This window comes from Bradyrhizobium lablabi (assembly GCF_900141755.1).
Classification (GTDB): domain Bacteria; phylum Pseudomonadota; class Alphaproteobacteria; order Rhizobiales; family Xanthobacteraceae; genus Bradyrhizobium; species Bradyrhizobium lablabi_A.
In genome coordinates, this window is sequence record NZ_LT670844.1 from 6,475,341 (window position 1) to 6,499,235 (window position 23,895).

Annotated in this window: 21 protein-coding genes; 18 read left to right on the plus strand and 3 right to left on the minus strand. The window is 58.9% G+C overall.

From position 1 onward, the window contains the following. The gene (locus B5526_RS29865) at positions 1-957 is read right to left on the minus strand and encodes a glycosyltransferase family 2 protein (RefSeq protein WP_079543353.1); all 957 of its coding nucleotides are present in this window, start codon (positions 955-957) and stop codon (positions 1-3) included. Positions 958-1,115: 158 nt separating this feature from the next. Here B5526_RS29865 and rfbC point away from each other — a divergent pair, with 158 nt between their 5' ends. Beyond that, positions 1,116-1,643 (plus strand): dTDP-4-dehydrorhamnose 3,5-epimerase, encoded by a 528-nt coding sequence (rfbC, locus tag B5526_RS29870; RefSeq protein WP_079543354.1) that lies wholly within the window; start codon positions 1,116-1,118, stop codon positions 1,641-1,643. Here the strand turns inward: rfbC and B5526_RS29875 are convergent. Together B5526_RS29875 and B5526_RS29880 are read right to left on the minus strand one after the other, a co-directional pair. After that, positions 1,640-2,824, minus strand: a complete 1,185-nt coding sequence (locus tag B5526_RS29875; protein WP_079543355.1) for an acyltransferase family protein — start codon at positions 2,822-2,824, stop codon at positions 1,640-1,642. The two genes, rfbC and B5526_RS29875, sit on opposite strands and share 4 nt — an antisense overlap. Further along, positions 2,812-4,893, minus strand: a complete 2,082-nt coding sequence (locus B5526_RS29880; protein WP_079543356.1) for a hypothetical protein — start codon at positions 4,891-4,893, stop codon at positions 2,812-2,814. Before B5526_RS29880 ends, B5526_RS29875 begins: the two co-directional genes overlap by 13 nt. Positions 4,894-5,128: 235 nt before the next feature. On the opposite strand from B5526_RS29880, the gene B5526_RS29885 reads away from it, so the two are divergent. From B5526_RS29885 to B5526_RS38030, 17 genes are all read left to right on the plus strand, one after another. After that, positions 5,129-6,355, plus strand: coding sequence for a class I SAM-dependent methyltransferase (locus B5526_RS29885; protein WP_079543357.1), 1,227 nt, complete (start codon positions 5,129-5,131; stop codon positions 6,353-6,355). 140 nt (positions 6,356-6,495) lie between these two features. Next, positions 6,496-8,466 (plus strand): acyltransferase family protein, encoded by a 1,971-nt coding sequence (locus tag B5526_RS29890; RefSeq protein WP_283807575.1) that lies wholly within the window; start codon positions 6,496-6,498, stop codon positions 8,464-8,466. A gap of 189 nt (positions 8,467-8,655) precedes the next feature. Further along, positions 8,656-9,300, plus strand: a complete 645-nt coding sequence (locus B5526_RS29895; protein WP_079543359.1) for a winged helix-turn-helix transcriptional regulator — start codon at positions 8,656-8,658, stop codon at positions 9,298-9,300. Then, positions 9,297-9,812, plus strand: coding sequence for a transcription termination/antitermination protein NusG (nusG, locus tag B5526_RS29900; protein ID WP_079543360.1), 516 nt, complete (start codon positions 9,297-9,299; stop codon positions 9,810-9,812). Before B5526_RS29895 ends, nusG begins: the two co-directional genes overlap by 4 nt. 170 nt (positions 9,813-9,982) lie before the next feature. Next, the gene (locus B5526_RS29905) at positions 9,983-10,645 is read left to right on the plus strand and encodes a cytidylyltransferase domain-containing protein (protein WP_079543361.1); all 663 of its coding nucleotides are present in this window, start codon (positions 9,983-9,985) and stop codon (positions 10,643-10,645) included. After that, positions 10,642-11,670, plus strand: coding sequence for a Gfo/Idh/MocA family protein (locus tag B5526_RS29910; protein WP_079543362.1), 1,029 nt, complete (start codon positions 10,642-10,644; stop codon positions 11,668-11,670). Before B5526_RS29905 ends, B5526_RS29910 begins: the two co-directional genes overlap by 4 nt. Then, on the plus strand, positions 11,667-12,836 hold the full coding sequence (locus B5526_RS29915; RefSeq protein WP_079543363.1) for a DegT/DnrJ/EryC1/StrS family aminotransferase: 1,170 nt from the start codon (positions 11,667-11,669) through the stop codon (positions 12,834-12,836). Before B5526_RS29910 ends, B5526_RS29915 begins: the two co-directional genes overlap by 4 nt. Further along, positions 12,818-13,849, plus strand: coding sequence for an NAD-dependent epimerase/dehydratase family protein (locus tag B5526_RS29920; protein ID WP_079543364.1), 1,032 nt, complete (start codon positions 12,818-12,820; stop codon positions 13,847-13,849). Before B5526_RS29915 ends, B5526_RS29920 begins: the two co-directional genes overlap by 19 nt. Positions 13,850-13,858: 9 nt before the next feature. Further along, positions 13,859-14,617, plus strand: a complete 759-nt coding sequence (locus B5526_RS29925; RefSeq protein ID WP_079543365.1) for a GNAT family N-acetyltransferase — start codon at positions 13,859-13,861, stop codon at positions 14,615-14,617. Next, on the plus strand, positions 14,614-15,627 hold the full coding sequence (locus tag B5526_RS29930) for an N-acetylneuraminate synthase family protein (protein ID WP_079543366.1): 1,014 nt from the start codon (positions 14,614-14,616) through the stop codon (positions 15,625-15,627). The genes B5526_RS29925 and B5526_RS29930 overlap by 4 nt, the downstream gene beginning before the upstream one ends. A 33-nt stretch (positions 15,628-15,660) precedes the next feature. After that, on the plus strand, positions 15,661-17,496 hold the full coding sequence (gene asnB / locus B5526_RS29935) for an asparagine synthase (glutamine-hydrolyzing) (RefSeq protein WP_079543367.1): 1,836 nt from the start codon (positions 15,661-15,663) through the stop codon (positions 17,494-17,496). Further along, positions 17,496-18,650: an N-acetyl sugar amidotransferase gene (locus B5526_RS29940; RefSeq protein WP_079543368.1), complete on the plus strand. Its 1,155-nt coding sequence runs from the start codon at positions 17,496-17,498 to the stop codon at positions 18,648-18,650. The genes asnB and B5526_RS29940 overlap by 1 nt, the downstream gene beginning before the upstream one ends. Continuing rightward, positions 18,647-19,030 carry a hypothetical protein gene (locus tag B5526_RS29945; RefSeq protein WP_079543369.1) on the plus strand — a complete coding sequence of 128 codons (384 nt, stop codon included), beginning with the start codon at positions 18,647-18,649 and terminating at the stop codon, positions 19,028-19,030. The genes B5526_RS29940 and B5526_RS29945 overlap by 4 nt, the downstream gene beginning before the upstream one ends. Continuing rightward, positions 19,027-19,860 (plus strand): class I SAM-dependent methyltransferase, encoded by an 834-nt coding sequence (locus B5526_RS29950; protein ID WP_079543370.1) that lies wholly within the window; start codon positions 19,027-19,029, stop codon positions 19,858-19,860. The genes B5526_RS29945 and B5526_RS29950 overlap by 4 nt, the downstream gene beginning before the upstream one ends. Positions 19,861-19,881: 21 nt before the next feature. Further along, a complete protein-coding gene (locus tag B5526_RS29955) occupies positions 19,882-20,958 on the plus strand; it encodes a class I SAM-dependent methyltransferase (protein WP_079543371.1) in 1,077 nt (358 codons plus the stop codon). A gap of 45 nt (positions 20,959-21,003) precedes the next feature. Continuing rightward, the gene (locus tag B5526_RS29960) at positions 21,004-22,758 is read left to right on the plus strand and encodes a capsule biosynthesis protein (RefSeq protein WP_154071526.1); all 1,755 of its coding nucleotides are present in this window, start codon (positions 21,004-21,006) and stop codon (positions 22,756-22,758) included. 261 nt (positions 22,759-23,019) lie between these two features. Next, the gene (locus B5526_RS38030) at positions 23,020-23,877 is read left to right on the plus strand and encodes a phytanoyl-CoA dioxygenase family protein (protein ID WP_172842142.1); all 858 of its coding nucleotides are present in this window, start codon (positions 23,020-23,022) and stop codon (positions 23,875-23,877) included. Positions 23,878-23,895: the final 18 nt, after the last annotated feature.

Genomic DNA, 23,895 nt, shown 5'->3' on the forward strand with positions numbered 1-23,895 from the left:
TCACCGCGTGCAGTCGATGTTGATGGTTCTGTCGATCACGTAGAGTGGGCGCTGCTTGCCCTGGTGGTAAATACGTCCGACATACTCGCCAATGATTCCAAGGAAAAAGGCGTTCAATCCGATGGCGAAGAGCAACAGGACAATGATAGCCGTGGTTCCGGTTGGAGGAACCGGCATCCAGGACGGAGGATAGAACTTCACGACGACGAAATAGATGGTCGCCGCTGCCGAGAGGCACATGGCCATCAGGCCGAAATAAGAGGCGATGCGGAGCGGCAGGTTCGAAAAGGAGATGATCGCGTTAGCGGCCCATTTCGTCGAATACCAAACCCCCGCTGTGGACTTTCCATGCGCACGCGGATCGCGATTGTAGACGAAGGAGGTCTGGTTAAAGCCGGTCCAGTGGATCAGCCCCCTTAGATATCGATCCGGTTCGCGCATATTTCTCACTACGTCGATAACCCGTCGGCTGATCAGGCGGAAGTCCGTGGCGTTGGGCGGCAGCGGCGATGCGCTGATGGCGTTGATCAACGGATAGAAGATCTTGGCACCGACGGTCTTGAACGGGGTATCGTCGTTGCGCTGGTCCAGGACACCGTAGACCACGTCAAAGCCCTGCTGCCAAAGGCCGACCATCTGTGGGATCAATTCCGGCGGTTCCTGCAGGTCGCCGGCGACTACGATCAGCGCGTCTCCGGTTGCGATATCGAACCCGCAAGCGAGAGAATTGTGGTATCCGAAGTTGCGGGAGTACCGCACGTACTTCCAGGCGGGATTATCGGCGCAAAACTGCTCGGCCAGTTTCGGCGTGCCGTCCTCGCTCCGGTTGTCCAGGATGATATATTCCGGGCGAACCGCGTCCGCGATCTGTTCGAATGCGCGTTCGAGCCGCTGGCGCAACTGCGGCAGACTTGCTTCCTCGTTGAGGGCGGGGATGAGGATGGTCAGGGTCTTCATGGAGGTGGTCGCTCCTGGCGGAGAGGATTTCAGCTGCACGACCTCGTCAAGACGCCAGATGGACTGATGAAATGGTGGCTCGCGTGTTGATGGCGACTTATAAGGCAACGAGCCGTTCAGGAAAAGCGCATTCCCTTAGACCCGAGAGGCCCTCGACCTTGAAATTTTCGAAAACTCACATTGACGGCGTCGTTATGATCGACAGCGACGAAAGCCTCGATCAGCGCGGCGGCTTCTTTCGGACATTCTGTTCTGACGAGTTCGAACGCAATGGCCTGCCGGGACGTTTCGTGCAGTCAAGCGTCTCTCGCAATACCTTGCGCGGCACGCTGCGGGGGATGCATTTTCAGCGGGATCCAAGGGCCGAAGGAAAGCTGGTACGTTGTATTCGCGGACGGGCGTTCGACGTCGCCCTCGACCTGCGGAGGTCGTCGCCGACCTTCAAACGATGGTTTGCGGTCGAACTGGCGGGGGCGGGTACCCGGGCAATCTTCGTTCCGGCGGGCGTGGCGCACGGATTTCAGACTCTCGAGGACGATACAGAGATTTTCTATCAGATGACCGAGCCTTACGTTCCCGAGCTTGCGGGCGGCGTGCGCTTCGACGATCCCGCCTTCGCGATATCCTGGCCGCGCGCTGTATCGGTGATATCCGAGCGCGACAAGAGCTTTGCCGACTTCGATTAGCGCAACTGGGCTTGCGCGCCGGCCTCCCGCTCAATCCGCGCTATCAGGGCCCGACCGATTTTCTGCCCCGGCAGTTCGATGCACCGGAACGTTATGTTGGACATCGCTACCGCTGCCGCGACTGTGGTCGTATAAAAAAGCAGGCTCTGGAGCGGCGGGTTAACCCCGAGCCAGGCCGGCTCAAGGTAGCGGTGGACAAGACTGATCGCCCAGAAATGGAGGAGGTAGACGCTGAAACTTACGCGTCCCACATGGCAGAGCAGCGGATTGACCAGAACGCGAGGGCCGCCCGAGGACATGCCGTAGCAGAGCAGGCCGAAGATCACGGCGTAGAACAAGGGTAGGGGAGCTACCGGGGCATGGACCCAGGGAGCGACGAATAGGGCCGCAATTGCAATGAAGGTGAGCACCCCGCTCCATCGCGCCGGCAGCGCGGAATGCCTTGTAAAGAGTAGAAACACGATGAAGCCGATCGGGAAGACACTGGCCTGGATCGGAAACCACAATTGCGGAAACCAGACCAGGATCGTCCTGTCGTCCGCGAACGGAGCCAGCAGAAGAGGGGCGACGAAACGATTGGCAGCCATCCCGAGGATGGCGAGCGCAACGGTCAGCGCAATTGCCCGGACCACGCTCGTAATAAGACTAAAACACACCGGCACGAAAACATAGAACGTCATCTCGACCGCAATCGACCAGCCTCCGGGAACCACGGTGTTGATCGCATCCGGAAACCAGCCATTGACGAAGGCGAAGGTACTCAGGATCTGCCAAGCGTGAATCCCGTCCGGAGCAAACGGTGTCGGCCCCAGGCCGTCCTTGGTCAGGTAAAACAGTGCGGCAAGATAAAACGCTGGTGCAATGCGAAAGAAACGCCGGATAAAGAAGAACAGGACCGGCCGCGTCTCACGGTCGTGCTTCGCCTCAATGGAGAGAAACAGCGTGAAGGCGCTGACGACGAAGAACAGCTGCACGCCATAGGCACCGATCACATTGAGAAATGTGAGCGACGGCTGTAGCGGCGTATGCGCCAGCACTACCAGCAGGACGGCGATGCCCCGCAGCGCGTCGACAAAATCGTACTTTCGCTGTTCGATCACGGGCCGGCCAGGCGCGAGAGCCTTTTCGGCGCCGCTGAGTTTCGCCCGATTCGATCCCTCATCAGCTGTCAGTCCGTGCATGCGAGCATACGGTTCTTGATGCCGTTGGCGACGTCATTCAGGATCAAGACATGTCCGATGCCGCGCTCCCTGGCATGCGCGCAAAGTTCCTGATCGGAAATATCCGTCGCGTCGAAATCGGATCCATAGGGCGTCGTATATGCGTCGCGCGCACAATGGTACGACGCTGGTGGCCCTCCCAGCAAGGAAATGCGGCCGGTGAGGGCAACCTGCACATTGTGCCTGTCGCGGCAGGTCGTTTGGAATTCCCAGAACTTGGTATTCGATGGCGGGACAAATACCGCAAAGTCGGGCCGCTCCGAGCCCGGGGTGCTTCGGACGGCGTCGATCAGCCGTGCCCCGTAGCTTTTCGCCAAAGCGTCGCGAAAGTCGGCGCCGTATAGTCTTCGCTCGGTCTTGAGCGTGTCCAGCATGTAGCGCGAAACCGATCGGCCATGCAGGAGCGCACCCCCGGTTTCGCCGTCGGCGGACCGCACCATCTCGCCAATCGCGGGAAAGAACGTCGGAGTCACCGCTCGCACCAACTGGGCGGCAACGACAAAGGCCAGGACGGCCATTGCCGGCTGGAACAAGGGGCTGCGCCGGGCTCCCGCGAGCAGGGACCGGATGTCATCCTGCGTCACCGCGGCCGGCAGAATACCGATCGCGTACCACTGACAGACGTTGAGAAAATACCATACCGACGAGTCCTGCGGGATGCCGAGCATGGCGGGCATGGCACCGACGATGGCCACGATCAGAATCGCCTCGGTCATCAGCTCGGACCTGCCGCGAATGAAAGCTGCGGTACTCCCGCTCTTGTGCAATCGTAGCAGCAGCAGGCAGGCCGGAAACAGAAGGCTGGCGAGACTTCCGAGCTCTGGGTCGACGCGCAGATAGTAAAACGGTACCACGAGTGCGCTGCTGGCCCGCTGATAGTCGTTCGGCCCAGGCGCGAACAGCGTGAATGCGAACAGGATGGCCGCCAGGCAGCCGAGGCCGATGACGATGGTTCTCGGCGCAAAGCCATGCCGTCGAAGCGTCACCCAGCCGAGGCTTACAGTCCAGAGAATGCCCACGGAAACCTTGAGAGAGCAAAGCAGCGGAATGGCGATGATGGCAGCCGCCGCGCTCGCGGAGTCCGACACGGAATCTCCGTCGGTCCTCGCCAGGTTCGCCAACACGGGCAGCAGGAGAAGAAGGACGATCAGCGCGAAGGTGTAGCTCTCGGAAATATAGTACGACTTGATGTCCAGGGAGTCGGCGAGCAACACCAGCGCAAGCCCGAACGCCAGGTAATGCGTGACCGGCTTCACACCCCTGTCAGCGGCAAGTCCGCAGAGGATCGCGGCGGTCACCAGCAGAGGCGCCGCGACGACCGGAACGGCCGCGCCGTAGCTCGCGGCCGGCTCGGCGCCGGCCATGACGCTGAGCCCGGCAAACCAGTAGTGAGAGCCGAAATGATATTTGAGTGGCAGTAACCCATCCACCGCGATCGACGGTCTGCCGAAGTTTTCGATGATAAAGGCAATGGCCGCGTGGAAACGGGTGTCGTGGTTGAGAAGGCCCAGCAGGCTCTGCTCGGGCGACAGGATGCCGGCGTAACCAAGGTTATGGACCACGATGAACAGATATGTCGCGACGGCGAACGAAAGCATTCCCAAGGCGACGAACCGAAGGGAGCCGCGTGCAACACCGAGGGCGCGTCCGAGCCCAAGCAAGGCCACCACTCCGAACAGAGCGATCCCAGACTTGCCAAGCACGAGGCCCGCATCGACGAGCAGCAGCATCGCAGCCGCGATGATGGGCAGTGCGATCGCACGGCGCCGGACGTCGGCAAGCCAGCCCCGGGCCGGAACCAGAAGGGGGCCGCACAGGGACGCTGCAACGATCAGGACGCACAACGGCAAGAGGAGCGGCGGGCTGGACAGGCCGAGCCTCCCGAGGCCGCAGCCCAGCGCCACGAAGAGACTGACGCCGGTTCCAAATAACGCAACCACCGCCCATTTGCGGTCGAAGTCTCGCGCACCAGCCGAACCCCCGGCTGTTTGCATCTCGAAAGCTTCGCCGCCGCTTGTGGTCGCATCCATGTACCCGTTCCCTTGCCAGTCGTCTTGCGCCCGCGACCTTACTTGCGCAATGGGGCCGCTTCAATTGCGCCAGGACCGATTGCCGCCGCCGCTGCGTGATTGCGACCAATCGGGTTTGGCGGTCAAGGTGTGCGGTCCTGCCCTTTTGCGTTCAGAGACCAGTTGCCTCCTGGGCTGCGGCATGGGACATGATGGCCTAAAGCGGGATCCGCGGAGGGGTGACCTAGTGAAAGCAATGGGGAAGTGTCGCTTCTGTGATGCGCCGCTGAGCGAGACATTCGTCGATCTCGGGATGATGCCGCTGTCTAACTCCTTTGTCCCGCCCGAGCGATGCCTTGCGCCCGACATGACGCTGCCCCTGCATGCCTTGGTCTGCGAGGCCTGCTGGCTTGTGCAGATTCCGGAGTTCGAAAGCCCGGAGAACATCTTTAGCGACTACCTCTACTTCTCGTCTTATTCCGATCTCTGGCTGAAGCACAGTGCCGCCTATTGCCAGCAGATGATCGAGCGTTTCGGAATAGGACAGGCCTCGATGGTGGTGGAGATTGCCAGCAACGACGGTTATTTGCTAAAGAACTTCGTGCACCGCGGTATCCCGGCGCTTGGAATAGAGCCCGCCGCGAACGTCGCGGAAGTCGCGCGCTCGCAAGGTGTGCCGACCGAGATTTTGTTCTTCGGCGTGGATACGGCGCGATCGCTCTCGGCCAATGGGATATCAGCCGATCTCATGACGGCGAACAATGTGCTTGCGCATGTCCCTGACATCAACGATTTCGTGGCCGGTTTCAGGATCCTTCTCAAGCCCGAAGGCGTGGCGACGTTCGAATTTCCATCGCTTGAGCGGCTGATTTCGGAGCGGCAGTTCGACACGATTTATCACGAGCATTTTTCCTACCTTTCGCTTCTCGTTGTAAGCCGCATATTCCAGGCGCATGGCTTGAGGGTGTTCGATATCGAATCGCTGCCGACCCATGGAGGTTCGCTGCGGGTCTATGTCTGCCGGAACGAGGCCCGGCATGCGCCAACAGCGCGGGTCGACCAGCAGTTTCGAACTGAACTGGACGCCGGGCTTGAGCGCATCGGCACCTATCGGGCGTTCGCCCGCAGCGTCGTCGAGGCCAAAATTGATCTGCTAAGCTTCTTCGTTAACGCGCATCGTGCCGGAAAGCGTGTCGTCGGATACGGCGCGCCGGCAAAGGCCAATACACTTCTGAATTTTTGCGGGATCGGTCCCGAACTTCTCGAATTCACGGTCGATCGAAGCCCGCACAAGCAGGGACGGCTGATGCCCGGCAGCCGCATTCCGATCAGGGCACCGGACAAGATATTCGAGGTCCGCCCAGACTATGTTTTGATTCTGCCGTGGAACCTGCAAAGCGAAATCGTTCAGAGCTTGGCGGGCATTCGCGAATGGGGCGGGCGTTTCGTGGTCCCGATACCGTCCGCGCGAATCTTGCCATAAATCGCTCGATCGGTGCGGGATCGTTGGCATTGTTCTCCCCAGTCCGCGGAACAATTCAGACCTCTTTCAGGAGCGCCTCGAGGCGAGAATGTTGGCCTCTCGTCTAGATCGGGCTATCGTCAAAGCTTTGGCGGGGAAAAGTGAGATCGAGTCAGGAATATCGGCCAGAGATTGACGGGGTGCGCGCCCTCGCCGTCGTCGGTGTGATATTGTTTCACTTGAGGCTTGGAGCATTTCAGGGCGGATATTCTGGAGTTGACATATTCTTCGTCATTTCGGGATTTCTGATAACCCGCAACATTCTCCACGATGTTGCTGCGGGCGATTTTTCATTCGCCGAATTTTACGCTCGGAGACTCCGCCGAATTTTCCCCGCGCTGCTGTCAACGATAATTATAACGTTTCTTGCGGGTTTTTTGTGGTTTCCACCTGATGCGCTAAAGCTCCTCGCTAGCGCCGCTACAGCTTCCGTATTCTCTGTATCGAATATATATTTCTGGATGGGAACCCAAGGCTATTTTGTGCCCGCGTCTGATTATCTTCCCTTGTTGCATTTCTGGTCGTTGTCGGTCGAAGAACAATTTTATCTGTTCTGGCCGATCTTTCTGCTGCTGATATCTCAAAGGCGCCTACGTAACGTGCTTCCGGGGATCGTTGCTTTCGTTTCGATCTTTTCGCTTATTGAGGCGCAGCGTTGGTTGTCTAGAGACGCGTCCGCAGTATTTTATCTTACGCCGTTTCGTGCCTACCAATTCGGGCTGGGAGCATTGCTCTTATTTATCGAGGATACGCTTCGTCCGAGAGTTATTCTGCGACAAACAATTTTTCTGCTCGGCGTTTTTCTAGTCGCCATCGCTTACTGCTGCTTTGGCGGCCAATCGAGAGTGCCATCGCTTGCTGCGAGTGTTGGGGGGATGTGTCTAATCGGGGCTGGTCGGGCACCCATAATCTCAATCCTAATCACCAACCGCGTGGCAACTGCCATCGGCGCAATCTCTTATTCGCTATATCTTTGCCATTGGCCAATCATCGTTTTTGCAAACTATATTTTTGGTGACCTGACGGGAAACGCAACAGCGAACGTTTCGATTGTTGTTGTCACGCTGCTCTGTTCGCTCACGATGTATTTCTGTGTTGAGAAACCATTTCGGCTAGCGCCACGTGCTGCTGACCCGGGTAGGTATTCGCGAACGTTCGCAATCTTCGCTGCGCTCACAATCTTCGTCGGGGGCCTTACTGCGACCGCCTCAGCCCAAGGCGGATGGTTCTGGCGACTGACGGATCGGCAGCAGGAGATAAATCGGGGTGAGAAGTTCGGCATGTTCCCTTGTCATCAATCGCACTTAAACGATTGCGTTTTTGGCAGCATCACCGGGCCTGTTGGTGTGGTGGTGATCGGTGACTCTTATGTTGAGCAATATGTCGCTGGTTTGCACATTGTCGCTCGGGAACTTGGTCTGCGTGGCGCCGCCTTTACTCATGGCGGGTGCCTGGGCTTGCTTGGAGTTCGTCGAATTAACTACGTCGAAGAGAAGGAGTGTCGTGATGGCCGCGATCTATCACTTGCTTTGGCCAAGTCGAGCAACGCTCCCGTCGTGATCGGGCAGGCATGGATGGGATACGCATTGGGATCAATCGGAGACGACGACAGCAAACCGACTGCTTTTCGATCGGAGGAGGAACGACTAGGCATTCTAAGAACGGCTCTTGAAAAGACGATTAGATTTCTCGGCAGCGATCGTCGTGTCCTAATTATTGGCGCTCAGGTTCTCGCACCCTGCGATATCGAGGCTTATCGTTTTGGGGCCGGTCCGCTCTGGCATCGGCCGGCGCGTGATTGCGCGCCCTTGCCGTTAGTAACCGCTCGCGGCGAGACTGCCGCAGTCAACATGATGTTGCGTAGTTTGGAGTTGAAGTACCCGTCACAAGTAAGTCTCCTGCTTCCTGAGGACTATCTTTGCGATGCGGTTTGTCGCTTCCAAAGAGATGGTGTTTGGCTTTATCAAGATCAGGGTCATCTCACGGTTGCCGGCTCCGAATACATAGCCCGTCGAGCGTACGATAAACTCAAAGCGTTCCTTCTTGTGGGACCAAAATCCGACCCCTCCTAGCTGGTTGAGGCGCCATCGGCTCAGTGCAGTAGGCTGGCGAAATATGCGCCAAAGAACGACGCCCAAATTAGTTGCGGCCAAAAACACAATGATACCAAACGGATATATCCGTTCACGTCGTGAACATCGCCCTTGACGTTCATGCCATGAACGCGCTAAGACCCCCACCAAGACCTTAGGGGGCGGGGGATGGATCGCTTGTTGGACACCGAGCACGAGAATGAGCGGATCGTGCTTGGCCTGTTGAGTTCCGTCGAGAACGACGGCGAACGTTCCCAGCGCCATATCGCCGCCGAGCTCGGCATCGCGCTCGGTCTGGTCAACGCTTACCTCAAGCGCTGCGTCAAGAAGGGCCTGGTCAAGGTCCGCGACGCCCCGGCGCGCCGCTATGCCTACTACCTGACACCGCATGGATTTGCGGAAAAGTCCCGGCTCACAGTCCAGTATCTCTCCGACTCATTTTCGTTCTTTCGCCTCGCCAAGGCCGATTGCGCACACGTGCTCGACGCCGCCAAGGCCGCAGGCTTCAGCCGGCTGGTGTTGGCCGGAAAATCGGACCTTGCCGAGATCGCCATTCTTTGCGCGGTGGAGGCCGCGATCAAGATCGTTGCGGTGGTTGATCCGCGCAGTGACGATGCGCAATTCGTCGGGGTCGACCTCGTCAAATCCTACACTGAGGTAAAAGACAAGTTCGATGCGGTTATCGTGACCGACGTCACCCGCGCAAAATTGTCGTTTGACGCAGCCGTCGAAGCCTGCGGGCCCGACCGTGTGCTGGCGCCCGCGCTGCTCGGCTTGCGGCCGCCGCAGAAGACGACAGGGGGCGAGGCATGAGCGAGACGATCGGCCCGCGCTGGTATGTTGTGCAGACGCAAGTGAACGGCGAGGCCAAGGCTGCGCAGAATTTGGCGCGTCAGGGCTACGAGATCTATCTGCCGCGCTATCTGAAGCGCCGCCGTCACGCCCGCAAGGTCGATTTCACGGCGAAGCCGCTGTTTCCGCGTTACATGTTCGTGGCCATCGACATGGCGACGCAGCGCTGGCGATCTATTCAATCGACCTTTGGCGTGGCGCGTCTCGTCAGCAACGGCGACGATCCGGCCAGCGTGCCCGAAGGCGTGGTTCACGCGCTCAGGGCGCGCGAAGACGACAGGGGGTTCGTCAGGCTCGATTGCAAGCCCGTCTTCGCGCCCGGCGACAAGGTGCGGGTGCTGGCGGGTGCCTTTATGGACAGCGCGGGGTTGTTCAACGGCCTCGCCGACCACGATCGGGTCTCAATTCTGTTGGAGATGCTCGGCCGCAAGGTCCGCGTGCTGCTCGACGCGGACATGGTCGCCGCCGCCTGACAAGGCGGCTTTAGCGTGCGCCGCGCGAAGCGGCGCACTTCGTCTCGGCTCCGAACAGGAGCAACCCGTGTGACGCCTGAGTCACCCGGACTGCGGTAGCATGGAAATTTTTGGCACAACCTCGTCTGATCCGAACACTTCCGGGTTGGCTTGCGCGGTGACGCTATTTGATGACCTATCGAATCTTTATTCAGGCACGCATGAGTTCGGCGCGGTTTCCGGGCAAGATGCTGGCGCCATTTCGCGGTCGCCCGTTGATCGCGCAGGTGTTGGAGCGCTTTCGTGGGTTCGACTTGCATTCGCGGATCGTCGTGCTCACGAGCGTCGATTCAACCGATGACCCGTTGGCGGATTTCGTCGCCAACCGGTGCGCCGTGCCTGTCTTTCGCGGTGAGCTCGGCAATGTGGTGGCGCGCTTCCAATCGGCCCTTGCCGAATACCCTTGCGAATGGTTCGTGCGTATCTCCGGTGACAGTCCGTTGATCGATGCCTCGCTCGTGCAAGCCATGATCCGGCTGTCAGATCGCGGGCACGATGTGGTGTCCAATGTGGTGCGGCGAACCTTCCCGCCGGGGCAGAGCGTCGAATGTGTTCGAAGCGGGGTCTTCCGTGCCCTCAATGCGGGTGACTTGACGCCGGATCAGCGCGAGCATGTCACCAAAGTGTTTTACGACCGGCCCGATGACTGGCGGCTGCGCAGCGTGATCTGCGAAGAACCGGCATGGGCTGATGTCCGGATGGTGGTCGATCACCTCGACGATTTGCGCAAATTGGAGGCCGGCTTGGCGCAACCGGCATCGTTTGGCGATCTGGCAAGGCCGGAGGCAGGGTGAAACGGCAACTCGGCGTCGCCGTGATCGGGCTAGGTATCGGCGAGCAGCACGCACGCATGTATGCGACGCTGTCGTCCTGCAAGGTAAAGCTCCTGGTCGATCTCGACAGGTCTCGCGCGGAAAACCTTGTTCGGGAGTTTCCGGGCAGCGATGCCGGGAGCAATATCGGCGCGGTACTCGATCGCGACGATATCGACATTGTTTCGATTGCGTCGTTCGACGACGCGCATTTCGACCAGGTGATGCGCGCGCTGTCGGCGGGCAAACATGTCTTCGTCGAGAAACCGCTCTGCCGCACCGCCGACGAGCTTGCGCAGATCAGGGCGGCGCTCAACGCGAATGCCTCCCTGCATCTGGCGAGCAATCTGGTCTTGCGGGGCGCCGATCTCTACCGCTGGCTTCGCGACGAAATCGCGGCCGGTGCATTCGGCGAAATCTATGCGTTCGACGGCGACTATCTTTACGGGCGCCTGCACAAGATCACCGAAGGTTGGCGCGGCGAGACGGACAACTATTCAGTGATGCTTGGTGGCGGCATTCACATGATCGATCTGATGCTGTGGCTCACCGGTCAGCGTCCGCGCTCGGTCCAGGCCGTCGGCAACCGCGTCTGCGCCCGCGGCACGGGCTTTCAATATGACGATTTTACTGCCGCGACCATGACCTTCCCGTCCGGCATGGTTGGCCGCATCACCGCGAATTTCGGCTGCGTGCACCGTCATCAGCACGTCGTCCGCGTGTACGGTACGCGCAAGACCTTCATCCTCGACGACGCCGGAGCCCGTCTCATGACGGCGCGCGACCCGGTCGAGCCGGGCCTCGCAGTGGCCCCGGTCGAGCCGCTCAAGCTGGCAACCAGGCCCGCGCACAAGGGGGCGCTGATCCCGGCGTTCGTCGAAGCGATTGTGCTGAACAAGCCGTCCCGCACCGCAGACCTCGATGCCACGCTCGACGCGATTGCCATCGCCGCCGCATGCGACGAGGCGGTCTCAACTTCCTCATTTGTTCAGATCAGATATCAATGACCCAGGCACGTAAAATTCCCTTCGGCAAGCCTTGGATCACCGAGGCGGAGCGAAACGCCGTTCTCGGTGTTCTCGCCGGTGATGTCCTCACCCATGGTCCGCAGGCCCACGAATTCGAGAAGGAGTTCGCCGCGGCACTCGGGAACGGGCATGCGTTGACGCTCAGCAACGGCACCGCTGCGCTGCATCTTGCATACTGGCAACTCGATATCGGCGCGGGCGACGAAGTTATCGTGCCGGCGCAGACGCATGTGGCGACCGTGCATGCCGTCGAAATGGTCGGCGCGCGCCCGGTATTCGTCGATTGCGATCGCGCGACCGGCAATATGACGCCGGACGCGATCGAGGCGGCTATTACGCCGCAAACGCGAGCAATTGGGCTCGTGCATTTCGTCGGCATTCCCTGCGACATGCCTGCGATCATGACGGTTGCGTCGAAGCGCGGTCTGAAGGTGGTCGAGGATTGCGCGCTGGCGCTCGGAACGCGGTGGGACGGAACTCACGCCGGGCTGTTCGGAGACGCAGGGACGTTCTCATTCTACCCCGTCAAGCACATCACCACGGGCGATGGCGGCATGCTGGTCACGCGCCATGAGGACCTCGCGAAGAAAATATCCAAGGCCCGCGCCTTTGGAATTGATCGTACCTTCGCCGAACGCACCGTTCCCGGGGTCTATGATGTGCTTTCGCTCGGCATCAACTATCGCTTGAGCGACATCAACTCTGCGATCGGCCGCGAGCAGCTCAAGCGCCTCGATACGATCCTGGAGCGGCGGGCGCGGAACTTTTCAGCGCTGAAGAAGGGGCTGGCCGGTCTTGAGCATGTTGCGGTTCTGGATGTCACTGCCGCCGGCCAAACCAGCAGCCATTATTGCCTGACGGCGGTATTTGACGGCCCATTGGCGGACAAGCGGACGGAGATCATTCGCCGCCTCAATGCCGCCGGCGTCGGCACCAGCGTCTACTATCCCCATCCGATTCCACGGCTCCAATACTACCGCGAAAAATACGGCGCGGACCTTGCGCGGTTCCCGAATGCGGCGCGGATCAGCGATCAATCGATCGCATTGCCGGTCGGGCCGCATCTCGAGGTCGACGACATGAATTACATCGCAAATGAACTGACCACGATCGTGAGGGATTTGACGTGTTCGAAGAAAAACTGAAGGGCCGTACCGTCGCACTGATCGGCGGTGCGGGGTTCATCGGTCATAACCTTGCGCTGGCATTGAAGCGGCATGGTGCCGACCCGCACGTGATCGACGGGCTGCAGGTCAACAATCTCGGCGCTTTCACGAATTCCGGCCAGGACCCCAACAAGACGCTGTATGTGAATTTCATTTTTGAGCGTATGGGGTTGCTGCGCCAGGCAGGCATTCCGCTGCACGTGCTGGACGCGCGGGATTATCACGCATTGTCCCGCTGCCTTGGTGAGATCAAGGCGGACTGCATTGTCCAGCTTGCGGCGATCGCCCACGCCAATCGTTCGAACAAAGACCCCTACAGCACGTTCGATCACTCGTTCCGGACGCTGGAGAACGCGCTCGACACCGCGCGTGACCAGAATGTTCACTTTGTCTATTTCTCCTCCTCGATGGTGTACGGCAATTTCGACGGTGAGGCCGCCGTCGAAGAGCGGCATTGCGAGCCGATGGGTATCTATGGCGCCTTGAAATACGGCGGCGAGAAGCTGGTGATCGCGCACAACCAGGTGTTCAACACGCCCTATACCATCGTCCGTCCCTCGGCGCTTTATGGCGAGCGTTGCGTCAGCCGGCGCGTCGGACAGGCGTTCATCGAGAACGCGCTGCGGGGCATGCGTCTCACTGTGAACGGAGACGGCAACGACGCGCTCGATTTCACCTATATCGAGGATCTGGTGCAGGGGGTGCTGCGTTCGATCGCGCTTCCAGAGGCCAGAAACCAGACGTTCAACATGACGTATGGCGGCGCCCGGACACTCAACCAGATGATCGAATTGATGAAGCAGGCATTTCCGGACATCGAAATTGTGCACAATCCGCGAGACGGCCTGATGCCGGAACGGGGAACGCTGTCGATCGATAAGGCCAGGCGCCTGATCGGTTACGAGCCGCAGTATCCACTGGAAAAAGGTTTTCCGCGTTACATCGAATGGTACAAGCGATTGTCCGCCGAACATCCCGACTATTTTGGCTGAGCGTTCACCGTGCGCGTCGAAAAAGATCAGTGGCTGTCAGATGTTCTTGAGATGGCGAGCTGGAAAGTGCTTGACGTCGAGGCGGGCACGTCGCCCGCTGACATCCGGGCGGTTTTGCTCGATCGTGCCGGCGGGGACGCAGCATTCTTCTCTGCAAAGATACGAACCCGGGATGTCGACGCAGTGAAGAACGCGACCCGGGCCGGGTTCCTCCTCGTCGATACCAACGTTACGCTGGATTGGTGTGGCGTAGCCGACGGCGCTTCCGGTAACAATGGGATCGATAGCGACACGACAATCGAAGCGGCGGGCCCGGCTGACGCCGCGGCGGTCGAAAGGCTTGCCGGGCAGTGTTTTGCATTTTCGCGCTTCCATCTTGATTCCGCCATCGGTCTGGCTCGGGCAAATGAGGTCAAGCGGCAATGGGCGCGCAATGCCTGTCGCGGGCGAGCCAGTGTGGTTTATGTCGCCCGAAAGAAGAACGATGTGACCGGCTTTTTGGCGGTGCTCGAAGGCGGATCGGATGGGCATAAGGATGCGATCATCGATCTGGTCGGGGTGGCCAAGGGCCATCAAGGGCAGGGCGCCGGTCGGGCACTGAGCTGGACGTTCGTCGACCAGTGGCGCGACCGCGCGGACCGGCTTCGCGTCGGCACGCAGATTTCCAACATTCCGGCGATGCGGCTCTATGAAAAGATCGGCTTTCGGATCACTGAGACGTCGTACGTCCTGCATGCCCACGTCAAGAACGGAGCGTTTGCGGTATGAAGATCGGTAGTATCGACCTTGCCGAACGGCCGTTTCTGATCGCCGAGATTGGAAACAATCACGAAGGCAATCCGGATCTTGCGGTGAAGCTTGTCGACGCGGCGGTCGCGGCGGGCGCCGATGCCGTCAAGGTGCAGTTGATCAATCCCTTGCGGCTCGTCAACAGGTCGGAAGCGCAGCGCATCGCGCAATTGTCGCGGTTCAAGCTGGAACGCGATGTGTTTCTGGAACTGGCGCGGCGAGTGCGGGAACGCGGTGCGCTGTTCATGGCGTCCGCATTCGATTGCGACACGCTCCAGGACTGGGCCGACGATCTCGACGCCGTCAAGATCGCCTCCGGCGATCTCGACTTCGATCCGATGCTGCGGGTGGCCGCGAAGTGCGGCAAGCCTGTGGTGTTGTCGACGGGGATGTCGACGCTGCCCGAGATCGAGCGAGCGGTCTCCGTGTTTTCCGCGGCGCTGCCTCCCGGCGTGGCGGCGAAAGATCGCCTCGCGGTATTGCACTGCGTCAGCCTCTATCCCACGCCGCTTGCGCTCGCCAACCTTTCGGCGATCGCGGAGTTGCGTGACCGGCTCGGTCTAACCATCGGTTACTCCGACCACACGCTCGGTGTAACCGCTGCGACCATAGCACTCGGGCTCGGCGCCCGAGTAATCGAAAAACATTTCACGCTCGACAAGGCCTATTCCGAGTTCCGCGATCATGCCTTGTCGGCCGAGCCGGAGGAATTTGCCGTCCTTGCCGAGGCGGCTCGTTCCTTCAAGGATATTCTGGGACGCGGATTTGTCGGCGGCGAGCTGGCCGATGCGGCGACCCGCGCGGTTGCACGGCGCGGCATCGTCGCGGCCCGCGAAATTGCCGCGGGAGCAACCATCACAGCCATCGACCTCGACTATGTCCGCCCGGCGACTGGTTTTCCGCCGTCGGCCGCCGAACGGGTGATCGGCCGGCAAGCGCGCAAGCCGCTCGCCCTTCACCAGGTCATCCGCGAGGAAGATCTCGCGTGATGCATCCCTATCGCGGCTCGCTAACCTAACATCATGTGCGGAATTGCCGGATATCAGGGTCGGTCACCGCTCGCACGGGAGCGCATCGACGCTTGCCTCGCGCTGATGAGCCGCCGGGGGCCGGATCATCGCGAGGCGCGTCAATGGCAGACGGCGTCGGGAACTCACACCGTCCTGCTGCACAGCCGGCTGTCGATCATCGATCTCGATCCGCGCGCCAACCAGCCTATGGGCTTCGAACGCTCTTGGATTTCGCTGAACGGCGAAATCTATAATTTCCTGGAGCGCCGCTCTGAACTCGAGGCCGCCGGCGTGGCGCTGAATACCCGGTCCGACACTGAAGTGCTGCTGGCGTCGATCAGTCGCTTTGGCTGGGAAGTGCTGGATAAATGCGAGGGCATGTGGGCGTTCGCGCTGTATCACGAGGCGAGCGGGCGGCTGACCCTGTCGCGCGACCGGTTCGGAGAGAAGCCGCTCTACTACTTTGTGACCGAGGACGGCATCTACTTTGCATCCGAAATCAAGTTCATCGCCGCACTCATCGGCCGGAAGCTCGCCGTCAACCACGACCACCTGTGGCGTTACCTCGTCAATGGGTACAAGGCGCTTTACAAGAACAGTGCGCATGCATTCTTTCAGGGTATCCGCGAGGTAAAATCAGGCGCAAATCTGGTCTGCGAGCGCGGTGATATCGTCTCGGAGCGGCGCTACTGGCGGCCTGCGACCGCGATCGACGACGATATGACCTTTGCCGAGGCGGTAAGCGGTGCGAAAGAGCGGCTGATTCGTTCGGTGGAACTGCGACTGCGGGCCGACGTGCCGCTGGCGTTCTGCATGAGCGGCGGCGTCGATTCCAACGCGCTCATAAGCATCGCCAAGCGCGTGTTCGGCTACGACGTGCACGGATTTACCATCGTCAACACCGATGCGCGCTATGAAGAGGCCGACATGGTTGACCTCGCGGTGCGCGAACTCGGCGTGCGTCATACCGCTGTTCCCGTGATGACCGACGGTTTTCTGCCCGGGTTGCGCGCGCTGGTGCGCCAACACGATGCCCCGGTCTATACCATCACTTACTATGCGCAGTGGATGCTGCAGAAGGCGATCGCGGATTCAAATTATCGCATCTCCATCAGCGGCACGGCCGCCGATGAATTGTTCAGCGGCTATTACGATCATCACCTTGCCTACTTGCAGGAAATCAAGGGCGACAAGGCGCATCACGCCTCCTCCCTCGCGTCATGGCAAAAGCACGTCAAGCCGATGGTTCGCAATCCCCACCTCGGCAATCCGGATTTGTTTGTCGACGATCCGGAATTCCGCGATCATATCTATCTCGATGCCGAGGAGTTCAGCCGGTTCTTGACGGTTCCCTGGAGCGAACCATTCGGCGAGACCAACTACAGCAACCGCCTGCTGCGCAACCGCATGCTGAATGAGCTGTTCCACGAGGCGGTGCCGGTGATCCTGCACGAGGACGATCTGAACGCGATGTATTTTTCGGTCGAGAACCGCTCGCCGTTCCTCGACCGCGACCTGTTCGAGTTCTGCAACAGCATTCCGACCCGGCATCTGATCAACGACGGAAAAGCCAAGGCGATCCTGCGGGAATCGGTGCGTGGGATCGCGCCCGACGGCATCATCGATAACCCGCGCAAGGTCGGCTTCAACGCCCCGATCCTCGATTATCTCGACGTCCGCGATCCGGACGTGCGCAACTATCTGTTGGATGACAGTCCGATCTACGACTACGTGCGCAAAGACCGGATCGAGCAGCTGATCGGCGCGTCCGATTTGCCGAACAGCCAGAGCAAATTCCTGTTCTACTTCCTGAACAGCAAGATATTCCTTGAAGAGTTTGCCGCGTGATGCGCTACTGCAGCCAATGCATTCTGCCGGACACGCGCCCCAATCTGGTGATCGGGCCGGATGGGGTGTGCAACGCCTGCCGGTCGCACGGCACGAAAGCGGACATCGATTGGGACGCGCGCAAGCGGGCGTTCGAAGCTGTTGTCGCGCGGGCCAAGGCTCACGCCAAGTCCCGCAGCACCGGCTACGATTGTCTCATTCCGGTCAGCGGCGGAAAAGACAGCACGTGGCAGGTCGTGAAGTGTCTCGAAGCCGGCCTTAATCCGCTCGCGGTCACGTGGAAGACACCTGGCCGCACCGATATTGGTCAGCGCAACCTCGACAATCTGGTTGCGCTCGGCGTCGATCACGTCGACTACCAGATCAATCCGAAGGTCGAGCGGAGATTCATGCTGGACGCGCTGGAGCGTTTCGGCTCGACGGCCGTTCCGATGCACATGGCGATCTTCGCGATCCCGGCGAAGCTTGCCGTCAAGTTCGGAATTCCGCTGGTGGTCTGGGGCGAGAATTCTGCGTTTGAATATGGCGGGCGGGACGAGGAGCGAACCGGTTTCAAGCTCGATGCGGCGTGGCTGCAGCGTCACGGCGTGACCCACGGCACCTCGGCAAGAGACTGGATTTCGGATCGCCTGACCGAACGGGAACTGACACCCTATTTCGGGCCGGGCGAAGCGGAGCTCGATGCCGCCGGCGTTCTGGCGATCTTCCTCGGCTACTACCTGGAATGGGATCCCGAAACCACGCGTCGGATCGCCGCCGAACACGGCTTTGTCGCCAACCGGCAAGGCCCCCGGACCGGGCTATACGACTATGCCGACATCGACGACGACTTCATCTCGATTCATCACTGGCTGAAATGGTACAAGTTCGGCTTTACCCGGCTGTTCGACAATCTTTCGCTGGAAATCCGCAATGGCCGAATGACGCGTGAGCAGGCCGTCGCGACTGTCCGCGCACGCGGCGACGAAACGCCGTGTCAAGACATCGCAAAGCTGTGCGAGTTTCTCGGCATTTCGTCGCAGCGGTTTTTCGAGATCGCGGAAACGTTCCGCAACCGCGACATCTGGGCCCACGATGGCGGGGAGTGGAAAATGCCGGGCTTTCTCGTTCCGGAGTGGGACTGGAACGATAGCGGGCAGAAGCTGAGCGCATGAAGTTCGAACCGAAGAATCCGCCGCGGGAATTTGAAGTCGGCTACGACATCAAGGGCGTCATTCGCGACTGCGGTTCGATGCGGCTGGCGCCCGACGAGCAGGTCACGTTTCTGACCGAGGATGGCGGCGAATACGACCTCACGCGCAAGGACTGGGGATTTTATGCGACGCCGTCGCTCAACGGACGGCTGGCGGGTTTCAACCTGCGTGCGGTGCTGGTGAAAAATCGCGTGGAGCGATATTTTGTTCTCTTGGTCGAGCGTGGCAAGGAAGAGGCGTTCGATCGCTACATTCGCCAGGAGCCGTTGAAGATCGTTGCATGGCTGGACTCGCTCGAGGCGCTGCAGGCCCTCGAAACTGCGCTGGAGCGGCGGTCGTGAGCAGCCTGCGTCCCGCGGCCTGTCCGATATCAGGTGAAACGCAGTCGCGCCTGGTGTTTTCCTACGACGCGCCGCCATCGGGAGAGATCGGTTTTCGCCGCCCGCCGGGCGAGCCTTATCACCGGGAAGTCTGGCAGTTCGTCCGGTCAAACCATTTTGTCTCGCGCCACGCGATGACGGTGCAGACCGACTACGGCGGCGACTATGTCAACGCGACCTATGGCAACGACGCCGGCTTAAGGGCTGCGTTCGAGCGCGTGATCGCGCTGCCGCCGGAGCGTTCCGACAACGCCGGCAGGATCGCCCGCATTCGCTCGTTCGCTGCAAGCCATTTCGGCGCGGAAAAAAATGTGCGCTTGCTCGATGTCGGCGCGGGGCTTGGCGTGTTTCCGTACGCGGTGAAGCAAGCAGGCTGGCAATGCACGGCGATCGATCCCGACGAACGGGCTGTGGCGCATATGAGGGCCGGCGTCGGCGTCGATGCGATGCTCGGCGATTTCATGAGCCTTGACGCCGCGGGGCAGTTCGAGATTGTCACCTTCAACAAGGTCCTCGAACATGTCCAGGATCCCGTCGGCATGCTGCGGCGGGCACGGCAGTTCGTGGCGCCCGGCGGCTTTGTCTATCTTGAACTGCCGGACGGCGAAGCCGCGGCAGAAGCAGGCGAGGGACGAGAGGAGTTCTTTGTCGAGCACCTGCATATTTTCAGCTTCGTATCGATCGCGATGCTCGCCGACCGGGCCGGCTTCCGGCCGATCGTGGTCGAGCGGCTGCAGGAGCCGAGCACCAAGTTTACCCTGCGGGCGTTTCTTGTTCCATCTTCACGATAAATATCCAGTTAGCGAGTTTCAATGACAGCATCCAATCGCGAGCGAGAGCACGAAGACGTCTACGGAAAGAGCTTCGCTCTCTATGACCGCGAACAGATGACGCAATTTACCGGCTTCTTTGAGAAACGGCTGCTTGCCAACGGTCTCGACGGAGAGAGTCTGTTCAAGGGGAAGCGGTGTCTCGACGCTGGCTGCGGAAACGGGCGGGGCTCGCTTCTAATGCTTAAGAATGGCGCAGCTCACGTCACAGCTCTGGATATCAGCCAAGAGAATTTGCGAAGCGTCGATCGCAACCTGAAGAGTTTTGGTTATTCGAATTTCGAGTGCAGACAAACCAGTCTTGAGAAGATTGCCATCCCCGATCAGTGCTTCGATTTTGTCTGGTGCAATGGCGTGTTGATGCACACAGCCGAGCCCGATGCGTGCCTGCAAGAAATAGCTCGCGTTCTCAAGGTTGGAGGAAGATCCTGGATCTACGTTTACGGATCAAACGGACTGTATTGGTATCTCATCAACCGCTTTCGCATGTGGTTTCGGGAATTCGACCCCCAAAGATTGCTCGATTGTTTGCAAATGATGAGCGTCGAGGTGCGATACATTGGGGAATATATGGACGATTGGAAGGTTCCTTATCTTCGCTCCTACACAGACTTGGACTTCTCTACACGATTGCGCGAAGTTGGTTTCGGCGACGTGGCTCGCCTGTGGCGCGGTGTTTCTTACGATACCTCAGAACGGTTGATGCGCTTCCCGAACGATCGGCCGTGGTTGGGGGAAGGCGATCTGAGATATCTGCTGACCAAGACCGGCGTGGCGGGGTCTGCTGATGGTCAGCCACTCAGTAGTGACGAGCATGGTTCGAAACCGAACTTCGATCGGCTAATCCTCGAGAAACTCGATGCGCCTTTGACCGATTTGGAAGCGGCGATCGGATCAAATGTAATCCTCGCGGCGTTACTTGCGTCAAATCTACAGCGCCGATTGCGAGACATGATGAGTGAAGAATGCCCACTGGATGTTGCGAGTTTCCTTAATTTCGTCAGATCAAATTGCGAAGCAGCGAAGATATTGACTGCTGCCGGATCGAGGGGCCGTTGACTGTGTTCTGGTGGTCGCGCGTGACGCGCGAATGAGAAAATTGTTATGCGTGTAATGTTTTTTGCGCCACACGCGGCCTTCTGGTATCACGCGTTTCCGGAGGCGCTCGTCGCAGAGGGGCTCATCCACAGAGGTCACGAAGTTCTTTACGTCACGTGCGATCGGGCGCTGGAGGATTTTTGTGTACCGATGGCCGCGAGCGGATTGACCGGAAAGAGCGACGCAATTTCCAAACGAGAAATCTGCGGCCAATGCATGCACAACGAAAAGCTAATTCGGGAAGAATTCGGCTTTGCGGGGCCTCGCCTTTCGGAGCTTCTCGATGCGGAAGCGGAAAAGGCTATCGAGGAAGTCCTTGCGAGTGTATCTCGCGATTCAGTGCTTGAGCTGTGCGTAGATGGTGTCGCTGTTGGGCGACTTGCCCTATACAATCTTCTCAATCGAAGAAAACGCATCCGACTCGATTTAGATGATGATGAATGGAATGAGTATTGGATTGAACTAAAGAATCTTTTGCGTGTTTGGCAAGCGGCAGACAGGCTCTTTGCGAGCTTTCGGCCTGACCGTGTCGTTGTTTACAACTCGCTTTACCCGGTCAACAGGGTTGTGAGTAAATTCGCGGAGGTGAAAGGGATCCCGAGTTATTTTATGCATGCCGGTGGCGACTTATCGAGAAGACTGCAAACCTTGCTGATTGGGCGCGGCGACACTTTCACTTTCTATGAGAGCGCCTTGGAAAATTGGCCGAGATTTTCCAAAATTCCGTGCGTGCCTGAGGATTTGGCTAAGGTAACACGTCACTACGCCCATATTTTCAAAGGTAAGAGTGTCTTCGGCTATTCTTCGGCAAATACTGGACTTGTCGACATCAGATCGCGCTTTCAGGTGGCACCGGAGCAAAAGCTTCTTCTCGCCACGATGAGCAGTCTTGACGAGGTTTTTTCCGCTCAAAGCATCGGCGCTTTTGATGGGTATGCGCCGCTATCCGCATTTGCGAATCAAATCGAGTGGATAAGGTCGCTGGTCGACTACGTTTCGGAAAGGCGTGACCTGTTTTTGATAGTGCGCGTTCATCCTCGTGAATTTCCGAACCGACGGGACCAGGTGGTTTCCGAGCATGGCAAGCTACTTCGAGAGATGTTCGTTAATCTGCCGTCAAACATCAAGGTCAATTGGCCAGAAGATAAGCTTTCACTTTACGATCTGGCTTGTGGAACAGACGTTGTTTTGAATGCGTGGTCGAGCGTCGGCAAAGAAATGGGTGTCCTTGGGATTCCGGTCGTTCTCTACAGCGGAAATTACGTACTGTATCCAGCCGATATCAACGACGTTGCTACAACCGCGCCAGACTATTTCAAGAAGATAGAATGTGGCTTGCGCGACGGATGGTCATTCGAACGTGCGCGGCGTGCTTATAGATGGAGCGTATATGAATTCTGCCGCTGCGTCGTCGACATCGGCGATAGCTATCCGGTTCTTGAGAATCCGGATCGAAGCATTTTCGAGAAATTGATTGGGCGGGTTACCCGATACATTTCTAAGGACTACGAAAAACAACAGGATTTCCGTCGACGCCGCAAAACGTTGGCGGCGGAAGGCCAGATCGATCGTCTCTTGGGATCTGGAGACGGGACGATTGTCGAGCACATGATGCCGGCGATCCCCGGGGCTGGATCATTGGAACGGGAGACGATCGCACTGCGTGGCGAGCTGAAAAAATTGGCGGCTGTGCTGTTCCCGGATCAAGCGTCGCGCTCTGGAAATCACCTCTACAAGATGCTGACTGGTTCCGCAGGTTAGATCGCGGGTGGCCCACGCTGCCTGATGAGCTTGTGGACCCTGGGGTCTGTACGCAAGGCCTCGAAGATTTACGGCAATTGACATGGTTGGAGCGTTGAAGTGAGCCACTCTCCTGTGATGCATACACTATCCAACGCAGCGCGAACTCTCTTGGGATCGGCTGCTTTTCTTCGGAGTGGACGTACTCCGGCCTTCGCCTATCGAAGTATGGTTCAGCTATTTTGTGCGACGGGTGGTACGTCAAATGACGCTATGTCATCCATGTTGGCCATGTTGAAGCGACCCTATCCGTTGGTGGACCATAACGGGGTTCTCGGTCACCTCTCGACCGACGATGTTGACGCGATCGGTGCCGATCTCAGCCTACGAGGCTATCATGTCTTCATGCAGCGCCTATCCGACGACTTGTGCGACCGATTGTTGGAATTTGCGTTAGCTGCACCGTGCGCTAGACGCCAAATGGACGGCGAGGCGACCACGGAAAGTGCTGCGGCGCGATATCCGAGAGAGAAGCCTGACGCCGTATTATACGATTTTCGCGAGCAAGATCTGATCAACAATGGTCTGATCCAGAACCTGATGGCGGATCGCTCGATCATCGCCGTCGCGCAGAACTATCTGAGTGCCCAGCCTATCGTCGATGTCGTTGCTATGTGGTGGAGCGCCGCCTCGGAGCTGCCGGATAAGCAGGCAGCGCAATATTGGCACTTCGATATGGATCGTATCAAGTGGCTGAAGTTTTTCGTCTACCTAACCGATGTCGGGCCGGAGAACGGCCCGCATTCCTTCGTGGAAGGATCGCACCGCCGCGGCGGGATTTCAAAAAGCTTGCTGCAGAAGGGCTATTCGCGACTCACTGACGAGGAGGTCAGTGCCAACTATTCGCCCGACAAGTTTATCGAATTCACGGCGCCGCGGGGTACCGTGATCGCGGAGGATACGCGTGGATTGCACAAAGGCAAGCACGTGACGAAGAGGGATCGGCTTGTCTTACAGCTGCAGTTTAGCAATAGCTTGTTTGGCGGCGATTATCCGAAGTGCACCATCCGGAACCCGTCTAGCCCGCAACTCGTGGAGATGATGGCGAATTATCCGAGGTTATACTCGCACTATACTTGAGACCTGACTCTGTCCCAG